Origin of the sequence: Spirosoma soli (genome assembly GCF_042684525.1) — a bacterium.
GTDB classification, from domain to species: domain Bacteria; phylum Bacteroidota; class Bacteroidia; order Cytophagales; family Spirosomataceae; genus Spirosoma; species Spirosoma soli.
In genome coordinates this window covers 53,553-77,409 of sequence record NZ_JBHULN010000018.1, presented here as the reverse complement: position 1 = coordinate 77,409, position 23,857 = coordinate 53,553, and the positions used below count along the sequence as shown (strand labels likewise).

The window sequence follows — 23,857 nt, the reverse complement described above, 5'->3', positions numbered from 1 at the left end:
TATCATACGCTTTTTTCACCTGAGGGCTTCGGCATGGTTATAACTATATGAATAAGAACACATAAACCGGCGTAGTATATTGCGATCGATAAAAGCTAAGAAACTATTGAAGCCGGGTAAGGCATTAATTCAATGCACTCAGCATTGAAAGGAAGAGGGTTCCAGTACTCATGAATAACTAAAGCCGCTCCTAACGCTGATGCCTGGGCTACCTTAGAGGCCCGTACCTGTAAGTGGGGATAGGCTTCGGCCAATAAGTGCATAAATACGTCATTACGGGAGAATCCTCCATCCACAAACAGTGTCTTTATAGCTGTCTGGCCAATGGCCAGTGACAGCGAGTCCACCTGTTGGGCGACCAAATCGAGCATAAACTGGCAATACGCTTCCTCATACGTTGCGTACTCGTTTAGATTCCGCTCGACAAACGGACTATCGCTTAAGTTGGTTACCTGCGTCTCAGCAGGCTTCTTAAATCGGCTACGCAACGATTGAATTAAGGTCCGGTCGTAGCGCACTTGCCGATAATAATCCAGGTTCTTGTGGAAATATTCGGCTAAGTGTCGAATCTGACGTTCGTGCTCGTTTCCGGCAAATAGTCGTGATGACTTAACTTGCCTACCTTCACAACTCAGGTAGCACAGGCAATCCTGGCGCAACTCATCGGGAGTAAGCGGTTCATCGTTGAATGGATTCATGCTAACGGCCCAGGTGCCCGTTGAAAGCAGCACAAAGGGTGAATCTGCCGAACCAGCACAGGCTTTTAGATATGGCACCAGGGCTGCCGACGAATCATGAATGCCGATTCCTGCATAGCAAGGCTCCTCCTGCGTAAGACTTGCCATCGGATACGCCGTCGCTGAAGGAAGGGGCGTCTGCCGTATGCTATGTAAGTTTTCGTTTAGCGTCCAGGAGTGGTAATCACGACGATTGAAATCCCAGAGCGCCGTATGACAACCAACACTCGTAATTTCGGAAACCGGCTGCCCCGTCAGTAAATAACTCACGTACTGCGGCAGATGCAACGAATGATGAATCTGGTTGGCGATGGCCGGCTTGGCGTGTTTAAGCCAGTAGAGCTGTAGGCCCGAGTTCAACATTCCCAGGTCAGGAGAAGCCGTTTGGACGCAGAATTCGTTGACGGGTCCGTATTGCTCAAAAAATTGGGCATGCAGGTCGCGAGGCAGATCGCGCAGATAGTTGTATAGAGGTGTAACCGGCTGGCCGTCTGCCCCCAAATGCACTAAGCTTGCTCCGTATGCCGATACGTTTACCGCCCGAATCGCTGAGCCATACGTATTCGTGAGTTCCTGGAAGGTATTGAGAACCCAATCAGTTAATCTGTTAAGATCGTCGCACCGAAAACCGTCATCGTCGGTAACCTCGTCGAATGGATTTTGCTTTTCGTGGATGACCTTATAGTGTTGATCAAACACCAATACCTTTTTGTTGGTCTTACCGACGTCAAATACTACGCAAAGTGGCACACTCATAGCCCTGTTGCTACCGTTTTGGCCCCGCGTTGGCTAATCAGCTTACGACGAACGTCTAACTGCCTAAATAAGGCGAGGGGATCTAAGGCGCCACCCGCCCGCAACCGTGCTTCGGCTACCAATGGCCGAACATCGGTGCGGAAGGCATCCTGCAGCAGTTCCTGCGCTTTTACTACGTCGTTTTCTTCACGAGCTTCTTCTAAAGCAGCCCGATCAACCAGCAAAGCCTGTGCGTAGGCGATCTGGATGGCTTCGACGCTCTGCAGCAGATCTTCGAGCGGGTCTTTAACGTTATGGCTGGCATCGATCATCCACCCCAAATCGGTAGCGTGATTCATACCCCGGGCATCCATACCATCTACCAGTTCGTTAAAAATGAGGAAGAGTTGATACGGTTTAATGCTTCCCGCCGTTAGGTCATCGTCACCGTATTTGGAGTCATTGAAATGAAAACCACCTAACTTCTCCTCCATCAGCAGAATGGCAACAATCTGCTCGATATTGGCATTAGGTAAATGGTGGCCTAAATCAACAAGAGTGTAGGCTTTAGGGCCGAGCTTACTGGCGTAGAGATAGCTACTGCCCCAGTCGCCAACGGTCATCGAATAAAAATTAGGCTCAAAGGCCTTATACTCTACGAACATCTTCCAGTCGTTGGGCAGCGCAGCATAGATTTCCTGAAGGCTTTCGAGCGTCCGCTGAAAGGCCTGGCGGAAATTTAATTGCCCAGGGAAACACGAGCCGTCGGATAGCCACACCGTAATGGCCTTTGAGCCAAGTGCTTCACCATGACGTATTACGTCAATGTTGTGGTCAATTGCCTGACGGCGAACGGTCGCATCGACATGCTGTAACGAACCAAACTTATACGATAGGTTTTGGTCGGCCTGATCCTGAAAGGTATTGGAATTGACCGCATCGAAAGCAAGTCCGTAGCTAGCAGCTCGCTGCTGAATGGCTTTAGCATCGGTTGGAATATCCCAGGGAATGTGCAACGAAATGGCACCACTGGCCCGGTTCAGCGTGTGCAATAAGCCAACGTCGTCAATCTTTTCTTCCAGACTGCGAGGCTCACCACCGCCCGGAAACCGCCCGAAGCGAGTGCCGCCCGTGCCGAGTGCCCAGCTAGGAATGGCAATCTGAAAGGCAACAAGTTTTTCGATAATGATTTCAGCATTCGCTACGTCGCCCGTCCAGGGAGCTAGTCGGCTCTGGTGGCGTTCTAGCCGTTGCTGATTATGTTGATCAAGGTGAAGAGAGTCAAGGAGCATGGTCAGGGAGTTTTATAGCAGACAACGATTGGCTTAACACAAGCCAATCGTTCTTCGCAACATATCTAGTTTTTAGCGTACAAACGCCATCGCTACTCCTCCGTCGACGTTTACGACGTTACCAGTAGACTTATTTAATAGTCCACCCACGAGGGCGAAGCAAGCATTTGCTATATCGTCGGGCAGAATGACTTCTCCAAGTAGCGTGCGTTTCGCGTAGTAAGCGGGTAACTCCTCAACGGATACGCCATACGCTTTAGCGCGCCCTTCAGCCCACGCTCCGGCCCATATTTTAGAGTCGGCGATGACAGCGTCGGGGTTAACGACATTAACGCGAATGTGATCTTTGCCTAGTTCAGCGGCATTCAGGCGACTTAAGTGCAGCTGAGCCGCTTTGGCTGAGCCGTAACCGGCGTTGTTGGGCCCAGAAACCAGGGCGTTTTTGCTAACAATATTAATTACGTCACCACCCGAATCTTGCTTGCGCATGACCTCGACACCAGCCTGGGTAACCATGAACTGGCCTTTAACTAATATGTCATAAAGCAGGTCCCAATCTTTTTCGGTATGCTCTTCCAGCGGTTTTGATATACTGATACCCGCGCAATTGACTACTAAATCGACCCCACCAAACGCTAAACTAGCCGCCTGATAGGCCGCCCGAATGCTGTCGCCCTGGGTAACGTCAATAGAGACTCCGGTATGGGTATCTTTACCGTATTGCTGGCGAAATTCATCATCAGCTTCGGTTAACCGCTCAGGATCGTTATCGGTGACAATGACGCAGGCTCCCTCATCAGCAAAGCGTTTGGCAATGGCCTTACCGATCCCACCGGCGCTACCAGTAATCAACGCTACACGACCCGAGAGTGGCTTCGGCTTAGGCATCCGTTGCAGTTTGGCTTCTTCCAGAAGCCAATATTCAATGTCGAACGCTTCCTGACGCGGCAAGGATGTATACTCCGAAATAGCTTCGGCACCCTTCATTACGTTGATGGCGTTAATGTAAAACTCGGCGGCTACCCGCGCCGTCTGCTTGTCTTTGGCGAAGGTGAACATGCCGACACCTGGATACAGCAGTACCACTGGGTTCGCATCGCGAATGGCCGGGCTGTTTGGGTGTTTACAAGTATCATAATATTCCCGATACATAGTCCGGTATTCTTCGAAGGCCGGATTTAGTCTTTCCTTCAAAGCCTGCGTATCAGATAAGTCGTCATTTGCCGAAAGCGGCAGCACAAGCGGGCTGATTTTAGTACGCAGGAAGTGGTCAGGGCAACTAGTACCCATCGGCGCTAATCGGCCAAGATCGTTAGAATTAATAAACTCCAGTACCCGCTCGTCGTCAGTGAAATGACCTACCATTCGAGTTTGTGACGAACACAAGCCCCGGAGCACCGGCGCCAGCTGGGCCGCCTGACTACGTCGCGCAGCGGGCTCCAGCGATTGCAAAGCGGCTCCTCCAAACACAGCCCGGGATGCCGTACCGTAGTTCTCTTCCAGGTATTCGGCGCACTTTTCAATTACTTCCAGCGTATTGATGTAGCTGTCATAAGCGGTGTCGCCCCAAGTGAACAAGCCATGCGAACCGAGCATGATACCCCGGATGCCTGGGTTCTCGCGCACGCACTGTTCTAACTTTAAGCCTAAGTCGAACCCTGGTCGCTGCCAGTCTACCCAGCCAATCTGGCCGTCAAACAGCTCCTGCGTAATGGCTTTGCCGTTTTTAGCAGCAGCAATCGCAATAGCAGCATCGGGGTGCAGGTGGTCAATATGTTTGTAGGGTAGGAAGGCATGCAGGGGCGTATCGATAGAAGGCGCTTTAGACGCTAGATCGTAGATGCAATGGTTGAACAGACCTACCATTTCGTCCTCAAATTCCAAACCCCGGTAAATACGCTTGAGGTTATTCAGGCGTTCCATATACAGAGCGGCCAGGCCACTACGTTTCATGGTACCTAAATCGCCACCGGACCCTTTCACCCACATAACTTCGGTAGACTGGCCGGTCAACGGATCGGGTGACATCACTTTGCAGGACGTATTGCCGCCCCCGTAGTTAGTAAGCCTAAGATCGGCCCCCAGCAGATTGGAGCGGTACACCAGCAGCGCGACCTCCCGATCGCTAGGGTCATCACTAGCCAATTCAGCGGCTTTGGCGTCATCCCATAAATAGCTGACGTGCTTGAACGTGGTGGGGTTTGGCGCAGAAATTTGCATTGGACTGATGAGATTTTGACTAAAATAGGTTTTATACAAAAGTACAGATTAACGGTCGGCTACCTTCCTACGGGTTACCACATGACGGTTAGTCGCTAAGTAATCCGTATTAACCAATTGATGGGTTATGCTCGTAATGAATCCAACTCTCCTACTCGACGCTGATGAGAACGCTGTTTCACTGAGTCAGATTAGAATAAACAGTCGCTCCGAGATACCAAAATACTGGCAGATCTATAATTCGATTATTGAAGGCATTGAGCAACAAAGTATTTTACCGGGTTATAAACTCCCATCCATACATGAAGTTAGTGGTGAATTCGACATATCGCACGGTACGGTAGAAAAAGCCTATCGACTGTTAAAAGCGAATAACATCATCAACTCCGTAAACGGTAAAGGATTCTACGTTTGCCATACGCCAATTGGTCATAAGCTTAAGGTGTTTTTGCTGTTCAACAAACTGAGCACGCATAAAAAAATCATTTACGATGCCCTGGTTGATAGCCTCGGCCCAGATGTATTCATCGACTTTCATATATATAACAACGACTTCCAGCGGTTTAGCGACCTCATTCAACGCGAAGACGGCGGTCATACGCATTACGTTATTATTCCGCACTTTTTTGACCAGGAAGACAAAGCCCGCGCTATTATCAATGCGTTACCCAAAGACAAGTTGTTGATCCTGGATAAGTTTGTTGAGGGCATTTCGGGTAAATATGCGGCTGTATACCAAAACTTTCAGGCCGATATTGAATACGCACTAACCGAAGCTTTGCCCCTACTGCGTAAATACCACACACTGAACATTCTGTTTCCGGCTTACACTTATCACCCTAAAGCCATTCTAAACGGCTTCTACTCATTCTGCCACGCCCATAACTTCAAGACACGGGTCGTGTATGACATTGATAATGAAGCAATTCGACCCGGCAATGCTTATATTAACCTGATGGAAGACGATCTGGTTACATTGGTAAAAAAGATAAAGCAAACCTCATTACGGCTGGGTCAGGACGTTGGCATTTTATCGTACAATGAAACGCCAGTGAAGGAGATTATTCTGGATGGCATTACTGTCATGTCCACTGACTTTGCCGAAATGGGGCGTATGGCGGCTCAATTAATTCGCGAGAACCGCCCAGCGCATATTGAGAACCCCTTCCGGCTGATTGTCCGGCACTCCTTGTAAGAATACAGATAGAAAAGCCCGTTATACCTTCAATGAGGTATAACGGGCTTCCATATATGAATCGAACCGAAAAGATAAGTTGCTCAAATACGCTGAATCAACTCAGCTACTTTATGCACTTCGCGGCCCATAATGTGGTCAATGATAGCCTGTGCGTGCTCACGACCGTTTTCAATGAATACCTTTTCGGTAAAAACACCCGCCAGCACTGTACCGCACACGTATAAACCAGGTATGTTGGTCTCAAAGGTTTCCTTATCAAAGACCGGAACTTGCGTAACAGGATCAAGCTCGATGCCGCAACGACGTAACAACTCGGCATCTGGAATGTACCCGGTCAGGATAAACACGAAATCGGCCGGGAGCTGGGTTTCTTCTCCCGTTTTAAGGTTATTGACGGTTATGTTTTTTTCGTCGATTTGGGTCACAACGGAGTCAAACACCGTTTTGATTTTCCCCTCCTTCACCCGATTCTTCACATCAGGTACGAGCCAGTATTTTACGGTGCTACGAAAATCTTCGCCCCGGTGAACGATGGTAATGTTAACATCGTGGCGATACAATTCCAGGGCCGCTTCGACCGCTGAGTTAGATGCGCCAATGATGACAACGTTCGTGAAAGAATACTTAAACGGCTCGTCGTAGTAATGCGACACGTGCGGCAAATCTTCGCCTGGAATTCCAAGCCAGCGAGGACGGGTGAAATAACCCGTGGCCATGATTACTTTACGTGCCTGATAGCGCTCGCCCGTTTTGGTGCTAACAATGAAAATATCATGCTCTTTTTCAACCTCCCAGACTTCCTGAAATAGTTTAAAATTGAGATTGTAATAAGCGGCTGCTTTACGGTAATACTGCAGGGCCTCATCACGGCCCGCCTTTACGCTTGAAATCGAGAAAGGCAGTCCGCCGATCTCAATATTTTCGGCGGTCGAGAAAAAGCGCATCCGACGCGGATACTGCCGGATCGACTCCGTTAAGCTTCCCATTTCCAGAATTAGATGGCTTAGACCAGCTTTAGCGGCTTCAATACCGGCAGCTAGTCCACAAGGTCCTCCCCCAACAATGATGACGTCGAATGTTTGCATGCTCTACTGAATATCTGTTGATGGTGTCTTCGCCGACCACCTGTTGCTGACAATGTCCTTCACCAGAAAAACCAAGAGTAGATAGCAAAGATTCCTGATACAGTTATTGATTAATGCGGCACTAGCTCAGTTCCAACCAGACAAATAAGCGTCGAAAGCTACTTACTCTATTTACAAAATAATTATTGTATACTTAGTAAAAACTACTTGCCAGGCAGTAAATTTATGATACGTAAAGCTATTTCTTTAAACACAACCATTCAATACATTTTTCTAAGTAATAAAGTGGTAACAAAATCTTAACCCAACGTTTTGGCGTATAAACCGCTTAGGAAAACTACTTATGCTTCAGGCAAATCTGCTTTGTTTAAACATACTTAGATAAAACGTTCGTAAACAACTTAAACTGTTTTCCGTTTTTCATCCCTGATCATTGATTGCTCACGCTTCAATTTACCTAATAAACTATCAACTCAATTATGAAAACAAACTATTACACTACCCTCTGCTGCTTGTCTATGATTGGCTTGCTAAGCTGTTCTCCAGAACAAACCGAAAAGGTTACCCCAGTTGTAGCTCCCGTCGTTCAGAGCAGCCAAACGGAAGAAGCCTTCCCTAATCAGTTGGGGACGCTGCAAAAGGCATACCTCAACCGACAAGCAATTAACTATCGGCTGATCAATGGCGAGGCTGTATTTGAGCGGGATATACTCTTATCACCTGATGATTTAGAACAACGGATTGATATACAAACGGAGGGAACTGGCCGTACAAGGGCATCGTCCCGCTGGCCTAACAAAATCGTGTATTACGCTCTTGATCCGGCTTTGCCTAACCAAGCCCGTGTGCTCGATGCCATTGCTCACTGGGAAGCCAATACGCCTATCCGATTTGTTCAGCGTACCACCCAGCGCGGCTACGTTCTCTTCAGAAAAGGAACCGGCTGCTCATCAAACATCGGTTACTCGGGCGGACTTCAATACGTAAACCTCGCCGATGGATGCACAACGGGAAACACCATCCACGAAATCGGCCATACAATAGGCCTCTGGCATGAGCACTCCCGGGCCGATCGTGATACCTATGTAACGGTTAACAAAGCCAACATTGTAGCCGGTGCAGAGAGCGATTTTCAGACGTACGCAGAACGAGGACTCGACGGGTTTGACTACAGTGGCGGTCTTGACTTCCAATCAATTATGATGTACGGTTCCTATTCTTTTTCGGCTAACGGTCAACCTACGCTTACCAGGAAAGATGGTTCAACTTTTGTAGGACAACGGAGCGGGTTATCGCCGACAGATGCCTTAACCGTGTCTTATATGTACCCGTAAGCGTACATCGCTACCCCTTAATGGAAAGTGGAGTATTATCTTTTAACTCTCTATTAATGGGTAGCGTTTTCTGGAAGGAAATGTATTCGTTTTACATAAAGGAATACACTACTTAAGTCGTACTATCTTAAAGGGAAGACAAGAAGGGCGTTTGTTGAGGCAGGGATCTTCCTGTTCTAACCCACGACTTCACATCAGCAGCTGTCGGCACCCGGGCGGGTGTGTCTACGAAAAGCCCGTATAGCTTACGGTCTTTCAGGTTAATGAAATACAACGCTTTATCGTCTTCCGACATGTCCATACCACCAAAACTAACTCACCCCATAGCACCCATCGCCCCTGGGTCAGTGCTAGCCTGTGTTTTATCGCCGACTAACCCGCTATGCGGATCATCGCCCGTGTCGATACCGATTGTTCTAACATCCAGAAAACTGGTTGTCGTACCCGTTTTCATGTCAGTTACGTAGATCCCCCCGGTACCTAGTGGGCCAAAGCTGGTATGGCGTTTGACGACGGCCCCACTAAACAGTTGCTTTGTCCGCCGTTAATACGGTAAGGCCCAGATTGCTCTGACCGGCCGTAGCCAAGTGATCTGCCGGAAAATTAGTTTGACTAATGACTCCACTTGCGTCATACCTAAACCCCACTAAGGCATCAGCTTTTGCGGCTTGCTTTGCATCGGGTATCGGGATTCCACCACCGTAATCAGCGCATCTTCATTCACATAACAAGGCATAACGATTCGGAGGTCTGTTCGCTGGCAGTAGCCAGATGGGTAATTGATGCCCAGGTTAACATCAGTGGCCGGGGCTTTTATAAACTGAACGCTTGTTCCGCTATTGGTGCCGTAAGGGCCTTCTTGGTCTCCGGTTGGCAGGTTACTGAACTCAATTCGTACGGGTCTGCCTGCTGGAACTTCGCTGCTGCTAAACGAGTACTTTCCTGTAGCATCCGTTGTTGTCGTGACGGGTGCTTTACTAAGGTCCACAAAGGCAAAAATTGTGATACCCGTTACACCCGTTTCGATGGGTAGCGTATCCGAACGAATGCCATTCAAATCATAGTCTCGAAACACAATTCCGCTTATCTGGGCATTCGCTTGAGAGAGAACTCCTAACAATAAAAAGGTGGCAAACCAGCTCTTCAATAGGCCAGTTTGAAAGGAGTAGATTTGCTTCACAGAATGAACAGGCGTGTCTGATATTATTGGTTAGTTTGTAGTATTTTGGCAGTTAACTTAATTGATGGCAAGGCCTGATTAGAACATAGGATACGTAGAAATACTTATCTAATGGTCTCGTCAGGCCGTCATAAGCAGGGTCCCATTAGGCAAAATCTTTGCCAGCAAGCAGCGCTTTGTCTGTATCTTTACCTGACTTCAGTTGAATTTGTGGAAAACCAGACTAATCAATTATTTTTTACCTCGGAAAGCGAAGAAGTGACATTCTTTGCCGATTTAATCTTACCCATTCCAGTCCCTAAACTATTTACTTATCGATTGCCCAGGGGGATGGCCCAGCTGGTCAAAATTGGTGCCAGAGTTATAGTACCATTTGGTAAAAACAACGGCCGGGTGCTCACCGCCATCGTAGCCAAGTTGCACACGTCGCCACCAAGCGGATATCAGGCGAGATATATTACTGAATTATTAGATGAGTACCCTGTAGTTAATAGCTATCAACTCGAACTTTTTCGATGGATGGCCGACTATTACATGTGTTGCATCGGCGACGTAATGAACGTTGCACTGCCTTCGGGACTCAAAATTTCGAGCCAGTCGAAGGTGCAGTTCAACCCCGATTTTGACTATCCAGAACTGCTTACCGACTTTGAGGAAACGTTGCTGGCAGAACTCAAAAAACACCCGGCTTTATCTTACGAAGAACTGGGTCGATTGGTAGGTCAGGGCGGTAATGTACCAGCGCTCATTAAGTCGCTGGTTGGCAAGAAAGCCGTTATTGTTTTCGAAGAAGTCAAGGAAAAGTACGTACCTAAAATGGTACGCAAAGTCCGGTTGCACCGCAACTACGAAGAGAAGGAACAACTTCTGGTATTACTCCAGCGACTAGAAAAGATCCCTAAACAGCAGGAAGTAGTTATGCGCTACCTGCGGCACGTTCCGATTCAGCACAATCCAGAATTAAATCAGAAAGGCCTGGACAAAACAATCTTAAATCAGGACGACGAGATTTCGCAGTCGTCGCTATCAACGCTCATCAAAAACCAGGTATTTGAGACATTCGAAATCATTCAGCCACGCTTTTCGGATAACTCTCCGGCAACACAAGCAGAGATTAAATTGACGGAAGCCCAGCGAACGGCTTCTCAACAAATCATGGCTCAGTTCGAGAGCCAGAACGTAGTACTGCTTCATGGCATTACGGGTAGTGGTAAGACGGAGGTTTACATTGACCTTATTCAGCAGGCGCTGGCTGGTGGCTCTCAAGTGTTGTATCTGTTGCCCGAAATTGCCTTAACGACCCAGATTGTCGTTCGTTTGCAACGGGTGTTCGGCGACAAGATGGGCATTTATCACTCCAAATTCTCCGATAACGAGCGGGTTGAAGTGTGGAAGGGCGTCGTCTCGGGCCAGTACCAGTTTGTGGTCGGCGTTCGCTCGGCCGTATTTCTACCATTTGACAACCTTGGTTTGGTGATCGTAGACGAAGAGCATGAAACGTCTTATAAGCAGCACGACCCGGCTCCTCGCTACCACGCCCGCGACGTAGCCATCATGCTGGCCCACTGGCAGCAGGCTAAAGTCTTGTTAGGCTCAGCGACGCCTTCCCTGGAAACCTATTACCAGGCGAAACAAGGCCGTTATGGGTTAGTGGAGCTTTTTCAACGGTTCGGCAATGCTACCTTACCCCAGATTGTGTTGGTCGACACGAAGCAGGAGAAGAGACAGAAAACAATGAAGAATGAGTTCTCATCGATTCTTCTCGAAGCGCTGGAAAACAATCTGGAGCGCAAAGAACAGAGTATTCTGTTTCAAAACCGCCGGGGTTATTCGCCTTACATGCAATGCGAAGATTGTGACTGGACGGCCGAATGTCCAAACTGCGCGGTTAGTTTGACCTATCACCAACGCGACGCTGAACTGCGCTGCCATTACTGCGGCCATAAAGAACACGTACCTCGCCTATGCCCGACCTGCGGCTCAACGAAGGTAAAGACGATTGGCTTTGGCACCGAAAAGCTGGAAGATCAATTACAAATCTTCTTCCCGGCCTCGCGGGTGTTACGTATGGATCTGGACACGACCCGAGCCAAAAATGCGTACCAGCAAATCATTCAAGAATTTGAAGCTGGGCAGGTCGACATGCTCGTGGGGACACAAATGATTACCAAAGGCCTTGACTTCGACAATGTCAGTCTGGTGGGTATTTTCGACGCCGACCGACTTATTCACTTCCCTGACTTCAGGGCGACGGAGCGATCGTTTCAAATGATTACCCAAGTAAGCGGTCGCGCCGGTCGGCGGGCGGGCCGACAGGGCACGGTATTGATTCAAACGAGTAATCCTCAGCAGACCATTCTCCAAAAAATTATTGAAAACGATTACAAAGGTCTTTACGAGGAAGAAATTCAGGAACGCGAGAACTTCAACTACCCACCTTTCTCCCGACTCATCAAACTGACGGTTCGCCATACCGATAAAGCCATTAGTCACCAGGCGGCTGAGCGGTTGGCCGCCGAGTTAACTGACGCCCTGGGCGGTAGCCGGGTGCTTGGTCCCGAAGAACCGTTAGTCGAGCGAATCCGTAATCAGTTCCTGTTCGATATTCTCATCAAAATTGAACGCGACAAGGTGAACGTTAAAGCGGTGAAAGCGTACATCCAGGACCGTATCAACGATATTTTAACGGACAAAGGCTTACGGCAAGTCAGCATCGTGGCCGATGTCGATTGTTTATAGCTGAATTTGTGTTATCTTAGAAAAAAGCCTCTAAAGCTATGTTAGCGACAGTAACCGGAACTTACGAAAACGGGCAGATTACGCTGGATGAAGATTTGCCGGTGAAAACGTCTAAAGCAAAAATCATCGTAACCCTTGTTGAGGAGATTGAAGAGGAATCTGATAAACCAAAGCGTATTCCTGGTATAATGAAAGGTTCCTTTTGGATAGCTGACGATTTCAATGAGCCGATAGATGATTTGAAAGACTATATGTAATGCAAATTTTACTAGACACTGAAGCGCTGGTTTGGTTCCTTGAAGACCATCCAAGACTATCCACACGTGCACTACAGGCTATACAAAGCGCAGCAACTGTTCATGTAAGCCCCATCAATTTTTATGAGATGGCAAACAAAATAAAGATTGGTAAAAGCATAGGTCTGAATCGCCCAATTAATGACGCTATTGCCTCAAGCCAACAATCAGGTTTTTTATGGCTACCTATTCAGGAGCACCACCTGGTGGCATACCAATCAGTTCCTTTATTCGACCATCATCGCGACCCTTTTGACAGGATGATTTTAGCAATAGCTCTTGCCGATGGATTAAGCGTTGTCTCGTCAGATCACAATTTTCCTCTTTATCACGAGCTAGTCTCAACCATCTGGTAACCTGCTCACTTCGTAAAATTTCTGCGAATACCACTGTATATTATTACAGCCGGTTATTTTTGCACCGGCTTTTGGCCGTTTTTGCCCAATTTTCCCGTCCCTCATGTCAAAAAAAACCAAGATCGTGGCCACCATTGGCCCGGCTTCCGAAACGAAAGAACAATTGCTGGCATTAGCCAAAGCCGGGGTTAACGTTTTCCGGCTAAATTTCTCCCACGGCACTCACGAAGATCACCTGATGCGTTTAACTCGCATTCGTGAAATTAATGCAGAATACAACCTGAACCTCTGTGTATTGCAAGACTTGCAGGGGCCTAAAATCCGCATTGGTAACGTAGAGAACAAAGACGGCGTCATGATCTTGCCAGGCAACCAGCTTGTCTTTACCAATGACGACATCATCGGAACCGCCGAGCGTGTCAGCACACCCTACAAAGACATGTACAAAGACGTACATCCGGGCGAACGCATTCTAATGGATGATGGCAAGCTAGAAGTGCGCGTTGTAGGGAAAGAAGGTACCGACGTAATAACGGAAGTGGTATATGGCGGGTCGATGAAATCAAAGAAAGGCGTAAACCTGCCCAACACGAAGGTATCAATGCCGGCCGTGACGGAGAAAGACTGGGCTGATCTTGAATTTGGTCTTGAACATGATGCCGAATGGATCGCATTATCGTTTGTCCGGGAAGCCTCTGAAATCATTGAGATTAAAGAATACATCAAATCGAAGGGCAAAAAAAGCCGGGTTATTGCTAAAATCGAGAAACCCGAAGCTATTCAGAACATCGATGAGATTATTGCTGCTACCGATGGGCTGATGGTCGCCCGGGGCGACCTCGGGGTAGAACTACCCGCCGAAGAGGTACCGATGATTCAAAAGATGCTTGTTGAGAAATGCAATCGAGCCGCTAAGCCGGTTATCGTGGCTACCCAGATGCTCGAAAGCATGATCGATGCTCCGCGCCCTACCCGCGCTGAAATCAACGACATCGCCAACTCTGTGATGGATGGAGCCGACGCCGTGATGCTTAGCGCCGAAACAGCATCGGGTAAATACCCAATCCTAGCCGTTGAGAGCATGGCCAACACCATCCGGCAGGTTGAAGCTAATACCGACAAAATTTATTACCGGTACCACGCTCACGTAAATGAGCAGCCAACCGAGAACGTAATAAACGACAACGTTGTGATGAGCGCGTGTCGACTAGCCCGCGATACCAAAGCGAAAGCGATTATTGGTATTACAAACTCTGGCTACACAGCCGTGCGACTGTCGCACCACCGTCCTAAGGCAAACCTGTTTGTTTTCTCGAACGATCCGCAGCTACGTAACACGCTGGGCTTATACTGGGGTGTTCAGGTACTGCCCTACGAACCAGACGTGAACCTTACGGTTGATCAAACCGTAGAAGGTATTAAGCAGACCCTTGTTGGTCAGGGCAAATTAGCCTCTGGTGATATTTTCATTAATACACTCAGTATGCCGCTAACACAAGCTCGCCGTACGAATACCGTGAAGTTGAGCACGGTGGATTGAGCAGGAGTCAAGACTTGTCAAGAGTATCCTTAACTATACCTGACAAGTCCTGACCATCATTGACGAGAACGTACATAAAGACTAAAAAGCCGCGAAACCAAGGGTCATCGCGGCTTTTCTGTTCTCACTGAAAATGGAGACTTTCGTTTGCGGTGCCAGAGTAGTTACTGCACTAGCACCACAAAAGTATTATTCGGTTGCGGCTTCTTCGGCCTTGGACTGATCTTGTGTCTCGGCAGGAGCCGTCTCTGCGGCATCGTCAGTTTCTGCAGTTACCTCGAACACTTCGGGGGCATATTGACGTAGGATGCTATACCACGTAATCAATTTCTTAATATCAGTAGCACGAACTCGCTCACGGTCATAGTTGGGTACAACCGTCGCCATGAACTCGGCTAACTCACTGTTTGAACCTTTCGGATCAACGGAAAGGGTATCGCCGTATTTTTCGCTAATCGCTAACAACACATCACCGAGCGGTATTGATTGCTCATCATCGTCATCAGCCACGTAAATCGATATATCGTTCAACACCGAGACGCGAGCCGTTGGCCCCATCATGGTCTTTGCTTTTTTATCATCTAATGACTCAACGATCACGCCCGCCCGTCCGGGTTTCAGGATGCGATACAGACCGCTATAGCCAGCCACATTGGCAATTTGTTTTAATGCTTCCATAGACACATTGTAAAATGGTAACGCCAGTTTTAGCTGGTGTATTGCTTTTTTAATTGGTAATTAATTGATTGTGTTCCTAATTAATAAATTCGATATCCTTGAGCACGTCGTTGTTCGTATGCGCAATCTACCGCTTAAACTGCTCATTCAGAGGGCGTATGAATGACAGGATATCTTCTCGCCCTGCCGACGTAACGGCCGACGTAACAAACATTTGCGGAGCTTCTTCCCAAGTTTCGAGTAGCTTGTTGCGGTAGGTATCCAAAGTAGCCTGGAGTTTTGTCGGACCAAGTTTCTCGGTCTTGGTAAATACGATCACGAATGGCAATCCTCGCTCGCCCAGGTTATCCATAAAATCCAGGTCAATTTTTTGGGGAGGGATGCGAGAATCGACCAAAACGAAAATGCATAATAGATTAGGGCGGCTCGTTAAGTACCCATCGATTAAGGCCGCAAATTTTTCACGCTCCGTTTTACTGACCTGCGCATATCCATACCCCGGCAAATCAACCAGATACCATTCATTGTCGATAACGAAGTGGTTAATTAACTGGGTTTTACCTGGCTTGCCCGAAATTTTAGCCAGCGACGCTCGACCGGTGAGCATATTAATTAACGATGATTTGCCAACGTTAGAGCGGCCGATGAACGCGTACTCGGGCCGATCGGGCTTTGGGCATTTGGCCGGGTCGGAGTTACTGACAAAAAATTCGGCTTGTTTAACAGGCATGGCATTACTGGCTAAAACGGGCGCAAAGTTCGGAAAGAATACCGACAATGGCACATGCTTTGTACGTATAATAAGAAGGCAGAATGGCTCGCTCAACGAGACGGAAGCCATTGGAGTAGACTCGTTCACTGTGTATACCATCAGACGTCTACCTACTTGCGATTCTTGACTATGTCCGCTAATTTGCCTCCGCAAAGAACTAGCCATAAGAAACGAAAGTTGCCTTTGAGTACGTTATAGTCATTGAAAAACCATAAAGACCGCCGGTACACCGGTTCAACTATGAAAAAAGTACTTTGGCTGCTGACTATCCTCTTTGTGGGGTTTGTCTTTATACCAACCAATGCCGCTCTTAATCTGACAGATTCAAATGGCCCCGCAGATAAGAAGCCTGCTGCGAAAGAAGGTCCCGACGGCATTCAATTCACCGAAGCCTCCTGGAAAGAAATTTTAAAGAAAGCGAAAGCGGAGAAGAAGATCATCTTCCTGGACGCTTACGCCAGCTGGTGCCAGCCTTGCAAGATGCTCCAGAAGCAAGTATTTACGAAGAAAGCCGTTGGGGATTTCTACAATGACAAATTCATCAACGTGAAAATGGATATGGAAAAAGGCGAAGGCCCAGCTTTGGCGCAGGTATATCCGCTCGAAGCCTATCCGACCCTGTTGTTCATTGATGGTAACGGCCGGGTACTGAAGAAAGTGTTAGGCTACCAATCGCCGGAGAATTTAATCTCAATTGGTAAAAGTATTCGGTTCACCCGCGAAATCTAGGGAACGATAAAACAAAAAAGGGAAGCTTCTGTAAGCTTCCCTTTTTTGTTTTATCAACAACGACTCATTATCTGCCGTTTCGCCAGCACATACGTTATGACCAGCGCACTCAGAACAAGCACAGCAGCCACCAGTTGAGTTGTTAAAGGACTATCGACAAGTAACAGGACCAGCCCATTAATACCTAGCTGTACTCCTGCGTATAGGGCCGAAACCCATAAATGCGGCCACTGCAACCGATGAACCAAAAGTTGAAACAGGTGCAGCCGATGCGCCCGAAAAATATTCTCTCCTAAACACAATCGGTGACCAATTGTCAGGACGCTATCGACCCCGTAAACCGCCAGTAGCAACACCGGCAGATACGTTTGCTGCTGATTGATAAGTTGCAGGAGCGCATACAAAATCACAAACGCAATAGACACGCTGCCAACGTCTCCCGCAAAACAAACAGCTTGCCGCCGAGCGTTGAAATACGTGAAGATTAGCAGCGCAATAGTCATGAAGGCAAATAATGAATCGTCGGGCTCAACCGCCGTCTGGCTTTGCCAGTACCAGATCGTCCCAACGGTAACCAGACTGTAGAAAGCCGTGATCCCGTTGATGCCATCCATGAAATTATAGGCGTTCAAAATACCTACTCCAACTACCAGCGCTACCAGCAACATCCAGTTCTCATTCGGAAAGACGCCGGTTTCGCGAAGTAGTAAGCTTACCGCTATAAACTGAATACCAATACGATATCGATTTGGTACCGAGTGGAGGTCGTCCAAAAAGCTAATGGCAGCCGCTAGTGTAAGGCCCAGGAAAAAGGAAGAGTATCCGTAATCAGTGTAAATGAATACGCCCAGGGCAGCCACCCAAAAGAGAATGCCGCCCCCCCGGATTGTGGTCAGGCTCGTGTGCGAGCTGCGCTCGTTGGGCACATCAATGATGCTAAAATGACGGGCCAGACGCAGATAAAGCAGTTCTGCACCGAGGAGGATTAAAGTTAAGAACAGGTAAAACGTTATATTCATAGAAACAGGTTTAGTACAGGACGAGGGTTCCAGTTTAGTTGTTGCCGCGCAGCTTCGTCGGAAAATGTTAACGAGCTGGTAAGCTTTTGATACGTACTTGAGTCGAACGGAAATCGACGACCGGTAACAGTCGCAATTCCATCACCGACTTTTCCAATCGTTTTTGCAACTGACAACGGCATATTGATCAAGTGACTTCGGCCAACCAATCGCATAAAAGCAGTTTCAATCTCCCAAACACTGGGATGATATCCATCGGTTAGGTTAAACGTACCGCCTTTCTCAGCCGCACGGATCATCACAGCAGCTACGTCATCAGCGCGGACCATGCTCCGGCGAGCCATGTTATTAGCAATGCGAACATAATAGCCACGGCGGATTGCATCCATCATAGCCGCCAGATTACCCGTCGGCTGTTCGGCTGCAACCAGCGGTAGTCGTAAAATTGTAATACGAACGCCCGTACGGTCACTCCATTGTCGTACTAACTGTTCGGCTTTTATCTTGCTTAGGCCATACACATCTTCGGCATTAAGTGGCGTATTCTCGTCAAGCAACTCACCTTCTGAGCGTCCATACACAAGTACTGTGCTGATGTGCACCAGCGCCTTGGGTAGCGTTGATGCCTTTTCTAACGCAGTTAACAACCGGGCAGTACCTTGTACGTTTATCCGCTCGTATTCGGTTCGGTCAGCGGCATTACGTGGCACAGCATGCGCCTTCCCAGCTGCATTAACCACTAAATCAATCGATTGCCTCGGTAAGATAGGCACTTGGTTAGATAAATCGCAAAAAATATGCTGGTCTTTAGCAGACGAGCTTTCATCCGCCGTTCGACCAAGCGTTGTAATGCTATGCTGCCGACGTAACCGAGCGTATATTCTACTACCCAGAAACCCCGATGCGCCGGTTAGTAAGACGTTCATACGGGATTGGCCGTTTGCAACATATGACGGACCATCATCTCTGCGATAGTTTTACGCTGAAATTGCAGCACAAAATCCGTTCTTATCCCGGTCGTATAAGGCATCTCTCGTAGCTGAACTACCAGACTATCGGCATCGCCAGGATCAAACAAAAGACTGTTGCCAAGATGTTGTCTAACGAAATGAGCGGCATATCCCGCTACCCCAGCCACAATTGGCTTATCCATGGCTCCATACTCGAACAGTTTTGAGGGAAGTACTCGCTTGAAAGCCTGATAATCATTAAGGTGAGCAAACAAATAGTCGGTTTTTTGATATTCGATAAGCAACTCTTTCCGAGCAACTGGATTCCGAACCTCGACGTTAGTGAGTCCTTCATGAGCAATCGCTTTTTCAAGTTTGGCTTTCGCCCCACCGTCGCCAATCACAATAAAGCGATAGTTGTTACCTAATTGTCGGGCCGCCTGAGGAATGATCTTATGCAAGCCTTGCCCTTCGCCAATATTACCAGCGTAAAGTAATGTTTTAACTTCAGGCTGTAATTCATTACATGCAGTACTCGCCGGTGAGGTCAAAAACTCCTCATCTATCCCGTTGGTGCAGTAGCTGTACGAAGCTTGCGTAAACGACGTAAAATATGGCTGAAAGCCCTCTGATACCAGATTAATGTGCTTTGCGTAACCAAATGTGTACCGTTCAACTGCTTGCAGGACGGGGTTCAACGTGAGCCGGATTGGCTGAGCGTACATAGGTCGATGCCTGAACATTTCGAGAATCGTTTCCCGAAACAGGTCACGGATGTCAAGGAACAGCGGAGCCGTTGTACGCCGGGCCAAGCGTGCGCCGACAAACGCGGTGAATAGTCGCGAGGACGAAGCGACTACCAGGTTATAGGCCTTGCCTTTGGTTAAGCGGTGGGCGATACGGTAATACGCAGCAAACGAGCGAATCTGATCAATTAAACCACTTGTGTGAGCGGGAACCGCAATCCTGTTGATAGTAACGCGGCAACCGGTGGTGCCAAAACGGCTTTCGTATTCCGGAGCCGTCTGTTTGAAAGAATCATACCGATTTGGTTGCGTCGTAACGACGTGAATTTCGTCGCCAGTATTCAGTTGCCTGGCTAGCTCATTAATTAAGGCAGTGTTACGGAACGATCCGGCACAAAGGTCAGGCTCAAAGTAAAAGGTTAGGTACAGTATTCTCATTCAACGATGGTTACGGTTGTTTGCAGTGAATGTATGAAAAAAACGTCAATGCACTGAGCAGGCCGTAATTGATTAAAACCGCTGGCCATTTCATAGTCGACCATTTTAATCGTTAGCTCAAATTCTCCGAGAAATACCATACCCAATGATCCAGCTTTTACCTTGTTATCATCGATAACCACTCTCACATCCGGATGAAAATGAAAGCGGGCAACACCTAATGCTTGCTCCTTTGTTAGTAATCGGTCGGTTATTCGAAGTTGCGTAGAGTCAACCAGCCATGTTCGTTCGTGAAGTACGCTCAGATGTTGATAACCGTCATGCCGGGCAGACAGTGAAGTTGGTGTATCTTCTAACACAGTTACTTGTGCTCGTCGTCCTACGCGAAAACTGCTCCAGACTTCAGACGAACTTTGCCCATTTACTTCAACGGTGTTATGAGCCGCCGTACTACGCTCCCAGGCCCGACGGTTACTGACTTCATAAGTCGATGTACCGCTATCCACAATTATTGGACAGTTATCCACAGATAAGACAAACGAGAACGTATCGGCATGAGCATGGCCGGGTTGATGGTCCGGCCCAATTGAGCCAACATCAGCCAAAAGTTCGTAACGGCCGGTCCGAAACATGCGGTATCCGCTTTCTTTTAACTGGCTTTGCACAGGCGTCACCCCAAACCTTTGTGCCTTTTTCAAAAGTTTTGCCGTTGTTGTTGCAATGCCAGATGCTGCATCATTCATCATCGGTATACTCCCGTTCGTGAAGGTTACACCCGCCAGCCAATCGATCATTTGCCCGGCTTTCCTGGCTATAAAATTTATAAAAGCCGCATTGCTATACCAGGAATGGTATTGCAGCACCAGCAACACATCCAGCAATCGGTCGAGTAACAGCTGATGATACATGGGACTCCGTTCATCATGCCCACCGTCATCCAAAATTTGCGTGCATAACTCTGCTTGGATGAGCGCAGCGGCTGTCTGCGTCCATTTCTCCTCTTGGAAATATAGGCCACCCATAAACAACGCGAAGCCATTTTCGAGCAAGTGATTTCCGCCCAGATGGTATTCTAACCGCCGACCCAACAAGTCTACCTGAGCAAATAAATGAGCGTTAATCAGATCGTCCTGAATTTTATTTCGGCTTAAGAAGTGCCCCCAATTGTTGATACGCAGCGACGTTGGATACGGCTCCAGACCATCTTTAATTGCGGATATCTTTTTGATAAAGTCATAGATAAACCTCAAGCCCTCTTCAGTTGATAAGCTGGGCTGATTGAGGAAATCAAAATACGTCAGGTTATACGTCCATAGCTTGCCGTTGGCTGAATAATTCCAGTCGATTTCATCTATGCTGTCTTTATCATCAGTACCGCCAAAACAAACCGATTGATTAAGAAATGTGAACGTTCCGTTTTTCCATGACACCGGTTTATCAGCTTCTGGCACATGAAGGAAATGCCCCGCTGGCGACAAGTTTGGGAAACATAGTTTAGCCGGTTTACGTAATCGATTAATAAGCTGATATGCTACCTGACGAGGTTTCAAGTGCCGTACGGTTCGCCAGATTACCCCTGGACTAGTCATGGCTTTCTGGCAAGACACGCCCTCCAATACTCGCAACATCCACCCATCGACCTTCCTGTAAGCTACGCATAGCCGCCAGTGTTACCTGAGTCGTGTTAACGATCTCACCAAATGGAATCAGCGGTTCACATAAAGCCTGCTCCCGATCGTTCAAACCTTCTGCCCGAATTAGTTGAACGAGCCGTTTTATCTGCTCCGTATGTCCTTTATCCTGCCGTCCGGATAGTGTCGAAAACCCACGGAAGCCATATGCGGTTAACTTCCGGAAGTTATCAAGAATCAACGTTCGTTCCTGCGAGTAAACTTCGACGCGCTCTTTGGCATAGGCTTTACTGCCGTTACTGAAATAATTGATAACCCCCATCGAGCCGTTTTCGTAACGGAGTAGCATCGATGCGGAATCCGTTGTCTCAGCCGGCTGTTGGCCCATAGCGTTCATGGAAACGCTCACTACCCGACTGCCGGTCAGAAAGGTAATCAGATCGACTAAGTGACAGGCTTCACCCAGAATGCGACCACCACCCACCCTACGATCGTGCACCCAGGAATCGGCCGGAATGAATCCCGCGTTCATGGTGGCGACTACGTTCATCGGTAGCTGATGGGACCGCTGGCCACCCAGCAACGCTTTCATCTTCTGGGCATAGGGCGAGAACCGACGGTTAAACCCGACCATTACGACGCGGCCCGATACCTGCTGGGCAGCTATAATTTGGGCTAATTCATGGTCGTAGATTGCCAATGGCTTTTCAACGAACACGTGCTTACCAGCTTGTAAGGCTTCGACGGTTAGCTGAGCGTGGCTGTTGTGTCGCGTGGTGATGATGCACAGGTTTATATCCGGATCATTAATGATCTGTTGATAATCTGTTGTGCTTTGTGTAATCCCGAATTTTTTGGCTAGCAACGTAGCATTCAACCCACCGGCACTCGCAATGATTTTTACGTCAGCTTTGGCAGCTCTCAATGCGGGAAGTAGTATGGCACCTGTGAAATTACCCGCCCCGATGATACCGACTGTTCCAGTATGTGATTGGTAGTGTGTTTCGCGAAGCACAATAGTTGGCGTCAGCTCAACCTCGCCGGAATAGCTCAGCAACGAAGCAATACCGTTATACTCACCGATGCGGCTATAAATTTTATCATAGTCCGCAAGTGGTACAATCTCTGTAATAAGCGGTTTTACGTCTAGACGTCCTTCCGACAGTTGTTGTAAAACTGTTTCGAAGTTGCGATTTTCGGTCCAGCGCACGTAAGGCAGTGGATAGTCATGCCCTTGTTGCTCATACGTATCGTCGTACCGACCGGGGCCATATGAGCATGACACCTGAAAAGTCTGCTCTTTTTTGTAGAAATCAGCCCGATTTATGTTCAGTCCAACTACGCCAACCAAAACAATCCGGCCCTGCTTACGGCACATCTGAGCCGATTGAGCAATGACAGTATCACCCTTTGTCGAAGCAGTAATAATGACCCCGTCGGCTCCATCAGCACCAGCCTGATTGGTCAGCGTCAAGACGGCTTTTACCGGATCTGTATGGTTAGAATTGAAGACCGTAATGCCCCGCTGTTGAGCTAGTTTTAGTTTTGTCTCGTCTACATCCAGCCCAATCACCCGGCAACCGTTCAACCGAAGTAATTCAGCCGTCAATAAGCCAATAAGTCCAAGGCCAATGACAACGACCGTCTCGCCAAACGTTGGGTTCACCCGCCGGATTCCGTGCAGCCCAATCGCTCCAACGACCGTAAAAACAGCCTCATCATCGCTTACGTTATTCGGAACTCTGGCTACCAGGTTTCGCGGAACGCAGACTACTTCAGCATGAGGTCCATTAGAGGCCACGCGGTCACCAACCCGAATATCAGTTACGTCCTGTCCTACGGCCAACACTGTTCCGACGTTGCAGTAACCAAGTGGTATGGGTTGATCTAGTTTCCGAAAAACAGCGTCAATCGTGGGGCGTATGCCATCCGCCTGCATTTTTTCGAACACCTGCTTCACCCTGCCAGGCTGCTGACGGACTTTATCAATCAAATTGGCCTTGCCAAACTCGACCAGCATCCGTTCGGTACCGAGTGACACCAACGACCGGCGCGTTTGAATCAACACCTGTCCACGACCTACTTGCGGAATAGGAATATCTTCCAGCAGGGTTTGGCCAGTTCTAAGGTTTTGTACTAGCTGTTTCATGAAGATTTTGATGAAACACAGAGTTTAGAGAGA

21 protein-coding genes are annotated in these 23,857 nt (G+C 48.2%); 7 read left to right on the top strand and 14 right to left on the bottom strand.

The window, feature by feature from the left end:
* Nucleotides 1-95: 95 nt before the first annotated feature.
* From ACFSUS_RS22870 to ACFSUS_RS22860, 3 genes are all read right to left on the bottom strand, one after another.
* Nucleotides 96-1,493, bottom strand: coding sequence for an FGGY-family carbohydrate kinase (locus ACFSUS_RS22870; RefSeq protein ID WP_381526204.1), 1,398 nt, complete (start codon nt 1,491-1,493; stop codon nt 96-98).
* Entirely contained in the window at nt 1,490-2,764 is a 1,275-nt protein-coding gene (locus tag ACFSUS_RS22865; RefSeq protein ID WP_381526202.1) for a sugar isomerase, read from the bottom strand. Before ACFSUS_RS22865 ends, ACFSUS_RS22870 begins: the two co-directional genes overlap by 4 nt.
* Nucleotides 2,765-2,836: 72 nt before the next feature.
* Nucleotides 2,837-4,984, bottom strand: coding sequence for a bifunctional aldolase/short-chain dehydrogenase (locus ACFSUS_RS22860; RefSeq protein WP_381526200.1), 2,148 nt, complete (start codon nt 4,982-4,984; stop codon nt 2,837-2,839).
* Nucleotides 4,985-5,111: 127 nt separating this feature from the next.
* On the opposite strand from ACFSUS_RS22860, the gene ACFSUS_RS22855 reads away from it, so the two are divergent.
* Nucleotides 5,112-6,179: a GntR family transcriptional regulator gene (locus ACFSUS_RS22855; RefSeq protein WP_381526198.1), complete on the top strand. Its 1,068-nt coding sequence runs from the start codon at nt 5,112-5,114 to the stop codon at nt 6,177-6,179.
* A gap of 83 nt (nt 6,180-6,262) precedes the next feature.
* On the opposite strand, the gene ACFSUS_RS22850 is transcribed toward ACFSUS_RS22855, so the two are convergent.
* Nucleotides 6,263-7,267, bottom strand: coding sequence for a YpdA family putative bacillithiol disulfide reductase (locus tag ACFSUS_RS22850; RefSeq protein WP_381526196.1), 1,005 nt, complete (start codon nt 7,265-7,267; stop codon nt 6,263-6,265).
* 479 nt (nt 7,268-7,746) lie between these two features.
* Between ACFSUS_RS22850 and ACFSUS_RS22845 the strand changes: the two genes are divergently transcribed.
* A complete protein-coding gene (locus ACFSUS_RS22845; RefSeq protein WP_381526194.1) occupies nt 7,747-8,601 on the top strand; it encodes a M12 family metallopeptidase in 855 nt (284 codons plus the stop codon).
* A gap of 127 nt (nt 8,602-8,728) precedes the next feature.
* Here the strand turns inward: ACFSUS_RS22845 and ACFSUS_RS22840 are convergent, their stop codons facing one another.
* The 3 genes from ACFSUS_RS22840 to ACFSUS_RS22830 form a co-directional block, all read right to left on the bottom strand.
* Nucleotides 8,729-8,902 (bottom strand): hypothetical protein, encoded by a 174-nt coding sequence (locus ACFSUS_RS22840; protein ID WP_381526192.1) that lies wholly within the window; start codon nt 8,900-8,902, stop codon nt 8,729-8,731.
* Between the two features lie 15 nt (nt 8,903-8,917).
* Nucleotides 8,918-9,055 carry a hypothetical protein gene (locus tag ACFSUS_RS22835; protein WP_381526190.1) on the bottom strand — a complete coding sequence of 46 codons (138 nt, stop codon included), beginning with the start codon at nt 9,053-9,055 and terminating at the stop codon, nt 8,918-8,920.
* A gap of 192 nt (nt 9,056-9,247) precedes the next feature.
* On the bottom strand, nt 9,248-9,781 hold the full coding sequence (locus tag ACFSUS_RS22830; protein WP_381526188.1) for an SdrD B-like domain-containing protein: 534 nt from the start codon (nt 9,779-9,781) through the stop codon (nt 9,248-9,250).
* A gap of 210 nt (nt 9,782-9,991) precedes the next feature.
* Between ACFSUS_RS22830 and priA the strand changes: the two genes are divergently transcribed.
* The 4 genes from priA (at nt 9,992) to pyk (ending at nt 14,712) form a co-directional block, all read left to right on the top strand.
* A complete protein-coding gene (priA, locus tag ACFSUS_RS22825; RefSeq protein WP_381526186.1) occupies nt 9,992-12,520 on the top strand; it encodes a replication restart helicase PriA in 2,529 nt (842 codons plus the stop codon).
* A gap of 38 nt (nt 12,521-12,558) precedes the next feature.
* A complete protein-coding gene (locus ACFSUS_RS22820) occupies nt 12,559-12,777 on the top strand; it encodes a DUF2281 domain-containing protein (protein WP_381526185.1) in 219 nt (72 codons plus the stop codon).
* On the top strand, nt 12,777-13,172 hold the full coding sequence (locus tag ACFSUS_RS22815; protein ID WP_381526183.1) for a type II toxin-antitoxin system VapC family toxin: 396 nt from the start codon (nt 12,777-12,779) through the stop codon (nt 13,170-13,172). Before ACFSUS_RS22820 ends, ACFSUS_RS22815 begins: the two co-directional genes overlap by 1 nt.
* A gap of 103 nt (nt 13,173-13,275) precedes the next feature.
* Nucleotides 13,276-14,712: a pyruvate kinase gene (pyk, locus tag ACFSUS_RS22810; protein ID WP_381526180.1), complete on the top strand. Its 1,437-nt coding sequence runs from the start codon at nt 13,276-13,278 to the stop codon at nt 14,710-14,712.
* Nucleotides 14,713-14,901: 189 nt separating this feature from the next.
* Here pyk and ACFSUS_RS22805 read toward each other — a convergent pair whose 3' ends face one another.
* Together ACFSUS_RS22805 and yihA are read right to left on the bottom strand one after the other, a co-directional pair.
* Nucleotides 14,902-15,390 carry a DUF5606 family protein gene (locus ACFSUS_RS22805; protein WP_381526178.1) on the bottom strand — a complete coding sequence of 163 codons (489 nt, stop codon included), beginning with the start codon at nt 15,388-15,390 and terminating at the stop codon, nt 14,902-14,904.
* Between the two features lie 127 nt (nt 15,391-15,517).
* On the bottom strand, nt 15,518-16,120 hold the full coding sequence (gene yihA / locus ACFSUS_RS22800; RefSeq protein ID WP_381526322.1) for a ribosome biogenesis GTP-binding protein YihA/YsxC: 603 nt from the start codon (nt 16,118-16,120) through the stop codon (nt 15,518-15,520).
* A 282-nt stretch (nt 16,121-16,402) separates the two neighbouring features.
* Between yihA and ACFSUS_RS22795 the strand changes: the two genes are divergently transcribed.
* Nucleotides 16,403-16,891 (top strand): thioredoxin family protein, encoded by a 489-nt coding sequence (locus ACFSUS_RS22795; protein WP_381526176.1) that lies wholly within the window; start codon nt 16,403-16,405, stop codon nt 16,889-16,891.
* Nucleotides 16,892-16,944: 53 nt separating this feature from the next.
* On the opposite strand, the gene ACFSUS_RS22790 is transcribed toward ACFSUS_RS22795, so the two are convergent.
* Genes ACFSUS_RS22790 through ACFSUS_RS22770 form a run of 5 tightly spaced genes read right to left on the bottom strand, consistent with a single transcriptional unit; the run spans nt 16,945 to nt 23,824 of the window.
* A complete protein-coding gene (locus tag ACFSUS_RS22790) occupies nt 16,945-17,910 on the bottom strand; it encodes an MraY family glycosyltransferase (RefSeq protein ID WP_381526174.1) in 966 nt (321 codons plus the stop codon).
* The gene (locus ACFSUS_RS22785; RefSeq protein ID WP_381526172.1) at nt 17,907-18,836 is read right to left on the bottom strand and encodes an NAD-dependent epimerase/dehydratase family protein; all 930 of its coding nucleotides are present in this window, start codon (nt 18,834-18,836) and stop codon (nt 17,907-17,909) included. Before ACFSUS_RS22785 ends, ACFSUS_RS22790 begins: the two co-directional genes overlap by 4 nt.
* Nucleotides 18,833-20,044 carry a glycosyltransferase family 4 protein gene (locus ACFSUS_RS22780; protein ID WP_381526170.1) on the bottom strand — a complete coding sequence of 404 codons (1,212 nt, stop codon included), beginning with the start codon at nt 20,042-20,044 and terminating at the stop codon, nt 18,833-18,835. Before ACFSUS_RS22780 ends, ACFSUS_RS22785 begins: the two co-directional genes overlap by 4 nt.
* The gene (locus ACFSUS_RS22775) at nt 20,041-21,633 is read right to left on the bottom strand and encodes a heparinase II/III domain-containing protein (RefSeq protein ID WP_381526168.1); all 1,593 of its coding nucleotides are present in this window, start codon (nt 21,631-21,633) and stop codon (nt 20,041-20,043) included. Before ACFSUS_RS22775 ends, ACFSUS_RS22780 begins: the two co-directional genes overlap by 4 nt.
* Nucleotides 21,626-23,824 (bottom strand): bi-domain-containing oxidoreductase, encoded by a 2,199-nt coding sequence (locus tag ACFSUS_RS22770; RefSeq protein ID WP_381526166.1) that lies wholly within the window; start codon nt 23,822-23,824, stop codon nt 21,626-21,628. The genes ACFSUS_RS22775 and ACFSUS_RS22770 overlap by 8 nt, the downstream gene beginning before the upstream one ends.
* Nucleotides 23,825-23,857: the final 33 nt, after the last annotated feature.